The following is a 9,609-nucleotide window of genomic DNA, read 5'->3' on the forward strand; positions in this document are numbered from 1 at the left end:
TTCGGGAGTGGCGCACAACCATCCTCCACCCTGTTGGCCATTGCGTTTGTTCAGAGTGGTCGAGGACTCGATGCGTCCGACGCTGAATCCGGGCGACGGACTGCTCGGCTTGCGGGGTGGTACGCCCGTGGTCGGCCAGCTGCGGGTGTTCCGCGACCCCCGCCGGTCCACGCGATGGCTCGTGAAACGCGTCGGCGACGTATACGGAGAAGGCCGGAAAGCGATCTTCGAGGCCCGGTCCGACAATCCAGGCGCGCCCGGCGCCGCCGACTCCCATGAATTCGGCTGGGTTTCCGCGGCGGGGTCCTACCGCGTCGTGAAAACGATCCGCACCCCTCGCAGCCGCTGACCTGTGTGTCCACTTGCGCGCTGGTCCAATCCTGCCGCATTCTGAATTCATCGACCCACAGTCGTGTCGGGCGAAGTTTGCCGAGCAACGATGGTGCGGGAGGCGGATGGATATGGGGTCTGGTCGGGCGATCGAGATCGCCCCGTTTCATTCGCATGGATCGCTCAAGGGCTTCGTGATATCCGGCCGCTGGCCGGACTCCACCAAGGAGTGGGCCCAGCTGTTGATGGTGGCGGTCCGAGTGGCTTCGCTGCCGGGATTGCTCTCCACCACAACGATTTTCGGTGCGCGCGAAGAGCTGCCCGACGAGCCCGAGCCCAACACCGTCGGCCTCGTCGTCGCCGAAGGCACGGTCGTCGGCGAATCAGCGGTGCCGCCAGGGTATTTCGCCGAGCATCAGCCCCCCGCACTGCTGATGCTGCACCCGCCGTCGGAGACCATGCCGTCACTGCCGGAATGCTCGGGCGCCGCTTCGGGATGCGTGCTGCTGCCCGGCCTCCCCCACCTCGGACTGGAGCACCGCGCCGCGTGGGTGGAAGCCGAAGCCGACGGCACCGTGACGTCGATGGTGAGCCGGGTCGGCGTCGATCCGATCAGCCACCCTGACACCGCGATACTGGCCATGCTCCTTGCCGCGTAAGGGTTTTCGAAGCAGCGTCGAACTAGCGCCCTGAACAGCGGATTCGGGTACCCGAAATCGTTGCGCCGACTGGCGTGCGCTGTCACACGCCGCTACTCTCGGAGGAGTCAGCGAAGGGGAGTAGCCCCCAATCGTCGTGTCGACATACTGGCGCAAGCCCGGCCGACGAACCGCACCCGGATCTTCGAGGCGGTGGGCGAGACCTTCGACCGAAGTCGAGTGGGCCGCGAGCATCAGGCCTGCCGACGACGCGTCGAAAGGTCGTACCCGAATGCTCACCGCCATCCTGATCAGCGTCGCGGTTGTCTTCGTTGCCGAGTTGGGCGACAAGTCGCAGCTGATCACCATGACGTACGCGCTGCGCCATCGTTGGTGGGTGGTGCTGTCGGGCGTCGCGATCGCCGCGATGCTCGTGCACGGGCTCTCGGTGGCCATCGGCCACTTCCTCGGTCTGGCCCTTCCCGAACGACCGATCGCCTTCGCCGGCGCCATCGCATTCCTGTTGTTCGCGGCGTGGACGTGGCGGGAGGGCCGCAGCGGCGGTGACGACGACGATGTCCGCGTCGCCGAGCCGCGCTTCGTGCTCTTCGCGATCATCTCCTCCTTCGTTCTCGCCGAACTCGGCGACAAGACGATGCTGGCCACCGTCACCCTCGCCAGCGACCACAACTGGGCGGGTGTCTGGATCGGCGCTACGGCGGGCATGGTGTTGGCCGACGGCGTCGCCATCGCCGCGGGCGCCCTGCTGCACAAGCGGCTGCCTGCACAGTTCCTGCACAGCCTGGCCAGCGTGCTGTTCCTGGTGTTCGGCCTCTGGCTGCTCTTCGACAGCGCGTTGGGGCTGCCCTGGGTGGCGGTGGCCGTCACGGGAGCGGTTGTCGTCGCGGCGGGCACCGTCGCGCTGGTCGGCTTCAGCAGGCGGCGCCAGTTGGCGCAGGCCGCAGCTGCGCTTGATTCGCCATCGCCGGAATCGCCATAGCGGTCGTTGTCGGCCCAATCCGCTGGCTATCGAATCGCCGGCCCCGCGCCTCGCTTTGCAGGGGGCACTCCGCTAACCCGAGCCGGGTCGAGCTGTCGGACCACGTCCGCGTACAGACACTTTATTTGCGTTCGAAAACAGCAAACTAACGCCCGGTCCCAATCGGCCGTGAAGAACGTTGCCGGTGGGGAGAACCGCGATTCCTGTGACAACCGGGTCCCGCTCCCGGGCAAAACCTTGACGAATGTATTGATCTTATTTGCCCGACCGCACCCTGCGAGCGCGCCGTTTGAGTACCCTGTCGGGGTCACTACGTGTAGGGGGAGGCCCGTGGATTGCGTCAGCGATCAAGTTTTCCCGAGTTTGCACTTGGGTTTGGGCACAAGACTCGCTACGATGATCAGCAAACACCGCCGCCAAGAGTCCGCTCGTCTAAGCATGTGGAGGTCAACCCGATGAGCAAGACGTTCGCCGCCCGACTAAACAGACTGTTCGACACGGTCTACCCGCCCGGTCGCGGCCCGCACACGTCCGCCGAAGTGATCGCTGCACTCAAGTCCGAGGGCGTGACGATGTCCGCTCCGTACCTGTCGCAGCTGCGCTCCGGCAACCGCACCAACCCGTCCGCAGCCACCATGGCCGCACTTGCCAACTTCTTCCGTATCAAGCCGGCGTACTTCACCGACGACGAGTACTACGAGAAGCTCGACAAGGAACTGACGTGGCTCGCGAACATGCGCGACGAGGGCGTTCGTCGCATTGCGGCGCGCACCGTCGGGTTGTCCCCCGAGGCCCAGCAGGACATCGTCCAGAAGGTCGATGAGCTGCGTCGCCGGGAGCAGCTGGACGATTAGCCTGCCGTAAGCCGTATTACGGATGTCGGCGAAGTCGCCACGATGCCCTGTCTTACTCCAGGCACCCTGGATTAGGCCTCTGCGCCCTCTGAACGAATGAGCGCGCGGTACTGCAGCGCAATCTCCAGAATCCACTCGCGGTCCGAGCACACACTGGGCTGGCGCAACCATCCGAGGCCCGGAAATTCCACACGCGCGTCCTCAGGTGCCTCCTCGCGGCCGGTGTAGATCCACTCCGCGATCGCGCGGGCCTGCTCCTCCGGCGGCACGCCGGGGGATTCAATCTCGGCGTCGTCGTCCGTATCGTCGTCGTCTTCGCGATCGGGCAGTGCTCGCCCGGTGTCGACCCGCTTCCTCCTGGCGTCTGCGGCACTCGCCTCCAGGAACAGCGCGTCGGAGATCAACGACATCCGTTCGGCCACCCGGAACGCCAGCGGTCCGCGGGGGCGCTCGCCGATGCCGACATCGGGCTGGCGCCGGCCGAGTTCGTCCAGCAGCGGCCGAATGATCCTCAGCTCACGACGGGCCCCGAAGTAGTCCTCCACGCTGGGCAGCAGTGCGCCCGCGGCGACGACCAACATCGCGCACCCCAGCAGCGTGACCGCGGCACCGACCCCGACCGGGCCGGTGGTGCCGACCGCCCGAAGGAAGAAGAACGCCGCTACACCCACGATCAGGGCGATACCGACCGTGAACACGAACAGCGCGCGACCACGACGGCTGCGGTTCGAGTACCGCATCCCGGCCCACGCCACCAACGACAGCGCCATCAGCACGTACAGCAGTGGCAACAGCCACGGCAGCGAGTTACCGCCCGTGGTCAGGTTGTGCCGCAGATACTCCTCGGGCGACATCTCCGGTTGCTGACCCGCGGAGAAGAAGGCCACCAAGCTGACCACCGCGATGACGGCCGCAACGCAGTACTGGACGATTGCGATCCTGCGGATGACGGCGGGCTTACGCCCTGACGCGACGGTGGTGATCATGACGCAGCTGCCCGCCGCGCACATCACCAGGGCCACCTGAGACAAACCCATCGAGACGTTGGGCCACCGCAGCAGGTTGTCGATCAGCAGCGTCAGCGGCTGCCAGTTGAGCGCGGCGACCAACCCGAGGCTGCCCAGCGCGAGGATCATCGCGGTACTCACCAGCGATTGCTTGTTGACCAGCGCCCATCCGATACGGAGTCCGGTGGCCAGCCCGAGCAGGCCGGCGATCACCCAGACGATCAACCAAACGCCTCTCCGAGCCGGACCTGGACGATCGAGGCGCGATCGGAAGGCAGCCGACCCAACCGATACAGCAGCAACGCCGCGAAGTCCTCGGCCTCCTGCTCGGCGTCCTCACCGTTGGGTCCCATACAACCGGTGCGCTGGTTCAGCATGTATCCGATCAGCTCGGAGCTGGCGAACTCGGTGTTCTCGAGGGCGGCCTCCACCACGGGCATCCCGTCATGGCCGAGGACCAGGTGTCCGAGTTCGTGGGCAAGGGTGCGGTCCCAGGCCGGCAGCCCCTTCTGAATCAGGAACACATCGCGATCGACGTACTGACGCCACTGGCCGCACACTCCGGGCGGCAGATCGGCGGTCTTCAGCTCAATCGGCCGTCCCCTGTCCTTGCTGACGGCATCGACGAGTCTGGTGAGCGAGACCTCTCCTTGCCGGGGTGCGAGGTCCAATACCGCCCCTACGGCGCGGGTGACGCTGCGGCTGGCAGGCATGATTCCCCCTTTTTTCGACGAGTCCACTATGCGCTGTCTGCGCCTCCGCGGCAGCAGTTCCTCGTCAGTTTCCCCACATTGTGGGTATCAGCATGCCCGCACACGCAGGTGGGTGCCAAGGCCCCTGAGCTGGTCGGGACAGGCCCGCGCGGGGTAAAAGCACCGGACGATAGTGTTGTGCTGCATCGACAACGTGACCGGGAGAAGCTGGGATGAGCCTGTTCAAGCGCAAAACCCGCGCTACCCGCAAGGCCGAGGCCCGCGCCATCAAGGCGAAGGCGAAGCTCGAGGCCAAACTGGCGGCGAAGAACGAGGCTCGTCGGATCAAGGCCGAACACCGAGCCGAAACGAGAGCGCTCAAGGCGCAACTGAGGGCGCAGCGCGAAAGCGATCGGGCCGCGCTCAAGGTCGCCGATCTTCAGTTGAAGGCGGCACGCGAAGGCAAGCTGTTCTCCCCCACCAGGATTCGTCGGCTCTTGACGGTGACGCGGTTGCTGGCGCCCGTCGTCGTCCCACTGGTGTATCGCGCATCGATCGCCGCGCGCGGTTACGTCGACGAGCGACGTGCCGACCGGTTGGGTGTGCCGCTGACCCAGCTCGGTCAGTTCTCCGGCCACGGTGCGCAGCTGTCGGCCCGCATCGCCGGTGCTGAGCAGTCGTTGCGTCGCGTCGCCGAGAAGAAGCCCAAGGACGCCGAGACGAAGCAGTTTGTCGCGGCCATCACCGAACGCCTCAGCGATCTGTCGGCCGCCGTTGCCGCGGCTGAGAACATGCCGGTGGCGCAGCGTCGTGCGGCCCACGCCGCGATCGCCAACCAGTTGGACGGCATCGACGCCGACCTGATGGCCCGGCTCGGCCTGTCTTGAGATGACCTCCGTCGCGGCTGGTTCCGTCGACCGCGTTCGCGGTGTGGCGACGGGGCTGCTGACCGCGGCGCTGGCCCTGGCCGCCCACGGGGCGGGTGGCGGTGCACTACCGACCGGTGCGGCGACGGCGCTGCTCGCCATCCTCGCCGCGACCGCAGGCGCCCTGTCCGCCTCCATCCCCCGTGCGGGCTCCGCACGGGTCCTACTGTTGCTGCTCGCCGTCGGCCAGGTGCTGAGCCACCTGCTGCTCAGCGTCGTCGGCCACCACCACACCGGTTCGACCGCTCCGCCCGCAGCGGTGATGCTCGCCGCCCACGTGGTGGCCATCGTCGTCGGCGCCATCCTCATCGGCGCCGGCGAACACCTGTGGCGCACCCTCTCCCGGGCAGTTCGCGCGGTCGTGCGCGTCGTCTGCGCAGTGGCCGTACGACCCTTGACGGTGACGCGCCGCGCGGATCAGCCTCTGCGCGCCGCACTCCTGCTCGCCGCTTCGGTGTCGCATCGGGGTCCACCGGTCAGCCTCGCCCGCTGACCGAACGATCCCAACGACACAAGAAAGCACAAACGAATGAAACCCACTGCTGGGGCGGCCTCACGCGCCCTGATCGCCGTCGCCGTGACTTCTGCGATGGTCTCCGTCGGACTGCTGACCGGTACCGCGTCCGCATCCGCCCATGTTCGGGCCGAGTCCGACAACGCAATGCCGGGCAAGACGGCCGTCGTCACCTTCCGGGTGCCGGGGGAATCTGAAACCGGTGCGCTGACAACGCAACTGAAGGTCGAGCTGCCTGATGTCGCGTCCGCGCGGACCGAGGTCATGCAGGGCTGGACCGCCCAGTTGGACCGCGCCCCCGAGGCGGGCACCGTCTCGGCCGTCACCTGGACCGCGGCACCGGGCACAGGTATCTCGCCAGATCAGTTCGCGCTGTTCCGGATATCGGTCAAACTGCCCGAGGGTGACGCCGTCAGCTTCCCCACCACGCAGACCTATTCCGACGGCACCGTGGTGCGCTGGGATCAGCCGTCGCTGCCCGACGGCAGCGAGCCGGAATACCCCGCGCCGACGCTGGCGCTGGGGGATGCCGAGACCGCAGCGGCCGACGATCACCCCGTCGCGATCGCGCAGTCGGCGGCGACCGACAACTCGGCTCGTTGGCTCGCCGGCGGCGCCTTGGCGGTCGCAGCGATCGCGGTCGCCACGACACTGCTTGTTCGGCGACGGTCATGAAACTCCTTGTCGCCGTGATGGTCTTGGCGTTGGCGTTCATGTCCGGAACGCTCGGTAACGCGGGTGTCGCGGCGGCGCACGCTGCCCGCGTCGCCACCGACCCGGTGGAGAATGCCTCCCTGACCGAGGCCCCGCCGAAGGTCGGGGCGATGTTCAACGAGGCGATGAACCCGCAGTTCGCCGCGATGACGGTCGTCGGTCCCGACGGCAATCTGTGGTCCACCGGCGAGCCGAAGGTCGACGGTGCCGTCGTCAGCGTCGGGCTGCGCCCCCTGGGCCCGGCGGGCACCTACACGGTGAACTATCGGGCCACGTCGGCCGACGGCCACGTCGTATCGGGTTCGTGGTCGTTCGAGTTGACGGTGCCCGGCCCCGGGGCGTCCGGACCACCGGCCGCGGATGCGCCGACGGCTGCGCCAGCGTACGCATCGGGAAATGCCGAGGAGGACAACGGCATTCCGGTATGGCCCTTCTACGTCGGCGCCACGCTGATCATCGCGGTCGGTGCGTTGTGGGCGGTGCGACGCCGGACGTGAGTCGCAGGACGCTGGTCACCGCGGCACTGCTGGGTGCCGTGGTGGCCGCGGCGTCTGGCGTGGCGTGGGCACTGGCGTATCCGCAGAGCTCGCTGCCTGTGACGCTGGTGCGTGCGGTCTCCGACTGCGCCGCGGTGGTGTGTCTGGGGCTCGCGGTGGTGCCGATGCTCGACGACGAGCGGTACCGCTGCGAGCTCATCGGCCGCGCCACCGCGCCGTTGACGGCCTCCGGTGCCCTGTGGCTGGTGGCGGAACTGGGCCGGTTGATCGGGACGGCCGCGCAGACCGCGGCCGTCCCGGTCTGGCGACTGGGTCTACCGACGGCGGTCGACTTCGCGAGGGAGACGGCGGCGGGCCGCGCGGGCATGATCGGCGTCGTGGTGGCGGCCGCAGTCTGTGTCGTCGCGCTCGCGGCGCCGAGGACGCCGCCGCTCAATCTCGTGGTCGCCGGGCTCGCCGCGGTCGGCGTGACGGCCCGGCTGGTCACCGGTCACTTCTTCGAGAGTGCGCTCGGTGGGCTTGCGGTGGCTGTCCACATCCTCGCGGCGGCCCTGTGGTGCGGGGCGCTGGCGGGTTTGGTGCTTACCGTGCGGCATCGGGGTCAGTGGGCCCGGGTGCTGCCCCGGTTCTCCCAGTTGTCGCTGTGGTGTGTGCTGGCGCTTCTGCTCGGCGGCGTGGTGGGGGCCGGAGAGCGCCTCGGGTCCCCTGCCGAGTTGTACGCGACTGGCTACGGCAGGCTGCTGTCGGCGAAGATCGTCGTCGCAGCGGTCCTGGTCCTGTTGGGCTGGCGAAACCGCTCGATCTGGGTGCCGGCAGCGCGGGCGCACCGCAGCACTGCCGTCGTATCGCGATCGCGGTCGCTCGTGGAATTGGCGGTGATGGCCGTTGCGCTGGCGCTGGCGGCCGGACTGGCTGCCAGCGGTTAGCGCCATATCCGACCTGGCATGATGGGGGCCGCTGCCGGTTACCGACGCTCACGCCGGACACGCGAGAACTGCAAAGGAGCAGCCGATGGCAGACCCGCAGGACCGCCCAGACAAAGGGCCGCAGTCCACGCCGCCGCCTGTACCCCCGCCGCCCGCGGCACCCCCTGCTGAGCCGCCAGCCGCCCCACCGCCTGCCGCCGCTGAGCCGCCGGCCGCCCCACCGCCTGCGAAGAAGCAGCCCGCCAAGGCCGCGAAGAAGACCCCGGCCAAGAAGACGCCGGCCAAGGCTGCGAAGAAGGCCCCCGCGAAAAAGGCGGCGAAGAAGGCCCCGGCCAAGAAGGCTCCTGCCAAGAAGGCCGCACCGGAAAAGAAGCTGGCCGACACCAACGGCGACCTCACCGCCGCGGCCAAGGAAGCCGCAGCCAAGGCGAAGGCGACGGTCGCCACCGCGAGCAATCCGGTTGCAGGTCCCGAGCCGATGCCGTTGATCGGACCCGAAACGTCGCGGCCGCCGATCGCCGCGGCCATCGCAGTCGGTGTGCTGGCGATCATCGTCGTGCTGCTCGTGCGACGCAGTTCCAACGACAGCTAGGACGCGAAACGGACTTGACGCTGACGCGACGTCAGGGTCGATAGTGGCGTTATGGACGCCAAGACGGTCGGCGCGGTAGCCGAACTCACGGGTGTCTCCGTGCGCACCCTGCACCACTACGACCACATCGGTCTCGTGGTGCCCAGCGTCCGCACCCCGGTGGGCTATCGCGGCTACACCGACGCCGATATCGAACGTTTGCATCTCGTGCTCGTGTACCGGTCGGTCGGGATGCCACTCGAGGAGATCCGCACTCTGCTCGACGACGCCGATGCGGATGTGCTGGACCACCTTCGGCGGCAGCATCAACTGCTGCTCGAACAGGCCGACCGACTGCAGCACACGATCAAAGCAGTGGAGGAACTAATGAACGCACACCGCAGCGGCATTCAGTTGACCGCGGAGGAACAGATCGAGCTCTTCGGCACCACGGCGTTCAGCGAGGAATACTCTGCCGAAGCCGAGGAACGCTGGGGTGACACCGACGCGTGGAAGCAGTCACAACAGCGGGCAGCGACGTTCACCAAGGACGACTGGGTCGCGATCCAGGCCGAGAACGAGGCCCTGCTCGAGGCGTTGGCTGCGGCCAAGCGCAACGGCGTGACGCCAGGGTCCGCGGAAGCCGAGGCGCTGGCTGCGCGGCATCGGGCGTCGATCGAGCGGTACTACGACTGCGACGACGAGATGCACCGTTGCCTCGCGGAGATGTATCTGGCCGACGACCGGTTCAAGCGCTATTACGACGACGCCGAGGCCGGGTTGGCCCAATTCGTCCACGACATCGTGGTGGCTAGCTGTTCTTCACGGGCAGGTTGTGAACGCGTAGGCGGTCGATCGGTGTCTTGCTCTTGATGCCGGTGTGGGGTCTGTGGTGATTGTAGTAATGCAGCCAGCTCTGGTAGGTCGCTGCGCGGGCTTC

14 protein-coding genes are annotated in these 9,609 nt (G+C 67.6%); 11 read left to right on the plus strand and 3 right to left on the minus strand.

Features of this window, described 5'->3' with window-relative positions; genetic code table 11:
• Positions 1–40 precede the first annotated feature (40 nt).
• From H7J93_RS05770 to H7J93_RS05785, 4 genes are all read left to right on the plus strand, one after another.
• The gene (locus H7J93_RS05770; RefSeq protein ID WP_267305345.1) at positions 41–349 is read left to right on the plus strand and encodes a S24/S26 family peptidase; all 309 of its coding nucleotides are present in this window, start codon (positions 41–43) and stop codon (positions 347–349) included.
• A gap of 106 nt (positions 350–455) precedes the next feature.
• Positions 456–989, plus strand: a complete 534-nt coding sequence (locus H7J93_RS05775; RefSeq protein WP_083157202.1) for a peptidase — start codon at positions 456–458, stop codon at positions 987–989.
• Positions 990–1,260: 271 nt separating this feature from the next.
• On the plus strand, positions 1,261–1,968 hold the full coding sequence (locus tag H7J93_RS05780) for a TMEM165/GDT1 family protein (protein ID WP_267305346.1): 708 nt from the start codon (positions 1,261–1,263) through the stop codon (positions 1,966–1,968).
• Positions 1,969–2,423: 455 nt separating this feature from the next.
• Positions 2,424–2,822: a transcriptional regulator gene (locus tag H7J93_RS05785; protein WP_083157204.1), complete on the plus strand. Its 399-nt coding sequence runs from the start codon at positions 2,424–2,426 to the stop codon at positions 2,820–2,822.
• A gap of 71 nt (positions 2,823–2,893) precedes the next feature.
• Here the strand turns inward: H7J93_RS05785 and H7J93_RS05790 are convergent, their stop codons facing one another.
• Complete coding sequence (locus H7J93_RS05790; protein WP_267305347.1) at positions 2,894–4,054, minus strand: hypothetical protein; 1,161 nt, start codon at positions 4,052–4,054, stop codon at positions 2,894–2,896.
• On the minus strand, positions 4,051–4,542 hold the full coding sequence (locus H7J93_RS05795) for an ImmA/IrrE family metallo-endopeptidase (protein WP_267305348.1): 492 nt from the start codon (positions 4,540–4,542) through the stop codon (positions 4,051–4,053). Before H7J93_RS05795 ends, H7J93_RS05790 begins: the two co-directional genes overlap by 4 nt.
• Before the next feature lie 212 nt (positions 4,543–4,754).
• On the opposite strand from H7J93_RS05795, the gene H7J93_RS05800 reads away from it, so the two are divergent.
• The 7 genes from H7J93_RS05800 (at position 4,755) to H7J93_RS05830 (ending at position 9,542) form a co-directional block, all read left to right on the plus strand.
• Complete coding sequence (locus H7J93_RS05800; protein WP_267305349.1) at positions 4,755–5,408, plus strand: DUF6474 family protein; 654 nt, start codon at positions 4,755–4,757, stop codon at positions 5,406–5,408.
• A 1-nt stretch (position 5,409) separates the two neighbouring features.
• On the plus strand, positions 5,410–5,940 hold the full coding sequence (locus tag H7J93_RS05805; RefSeq protein ID WP_267305350.1) for a hypothetical protein: 531 nt from the start codon (positions 5,410–5,412) through the stop codon (positions 5,938–5,940).
• Positions 5,941–5,976: 36 nt separating this feature from the next.
• Positions 5,977–6,636 (plus strand): YcnI family copper-binding membrane protein, encoded by a 660-nt coding sequence (locus H7J93_RS05810; RefSeq protein WP_267305351.1) that lies wholly within the window; start codon positions 5,977–5,979, stop codon positions 6,634–6,636.
• A complete protein-coding gene (locus H7J93_RS05815; RefSeq protein ID WP_267305352.1) occupies positions 6,633–7,172 on the plus strand; it encodes a copper resistance CopC family protein in 540 nt (179 codons plus the stop codon). The genes H7J93_RS05810 and H7J93_RS05815 overlap by 4 nt, the downstream gene beginning before the upstream one ends.
• Positions 7,148–8,098, plus strand: coding sequence for a CopD family protein (locus H7J93_RS05820; protein ID WP_267305353.1), 951 nt, complete (start codon positions 7,148–7,150; stop codon positions 8,096–8,098). Before H7J93_RS05815 ends, H7J93_RS05820 begins: the two co-directional genes overlap by 25 nt.
• An 85-nt stretch (positions 8,099–8,183) precedes the next feature.
• Positions 8,184–8,690: a hypothetical protein gene (locus tag H7J93_RS05825; RefSeq protein ID WP_267305354.1), complete on the plus strand. Its 507-nt coding sequence runs from the start codon at positions 8,184–8,186 to the stop codon at positions 8,688–8,690.
• 51 nt (positions 8,691–8,741) lie between these two features.
• On the plus strand, positions 8,742–9,542 hold the full coding sequence (locus H7J93_RS05830) for a MerR family transcriptional regulator (RefSeq protein WP_267305355.1): 801 nt from the start codon (positions 8,742–8,744) through the stop codon (positions 9,540–9,542).
• Here H7J93_RS05830 and H7J93_RS05835 read toward each other — a convergent pair.
• Positions 9,481–9,609 (minus strand): integrase core domain-containing protein (locus tag H7J93_RS05835; protein WP_267305356.1); only part of this gene is annotated, 129 nt, incomplete at its 5' end. The two genes, H7J93_RS05830 and H7J93_RS05835, sit on opposite strands and share 62 nt — an antisense overlap.

Source organism: Mycobacterium barrassiae (assembly GCF_025822765.1).
Lineage (GTDB): Bacteria > Actinomycetota > Actinomycetes > Mycobacteriales > Mycobacteriaceae > Mycobacterium > Mycobacterium barrassiae.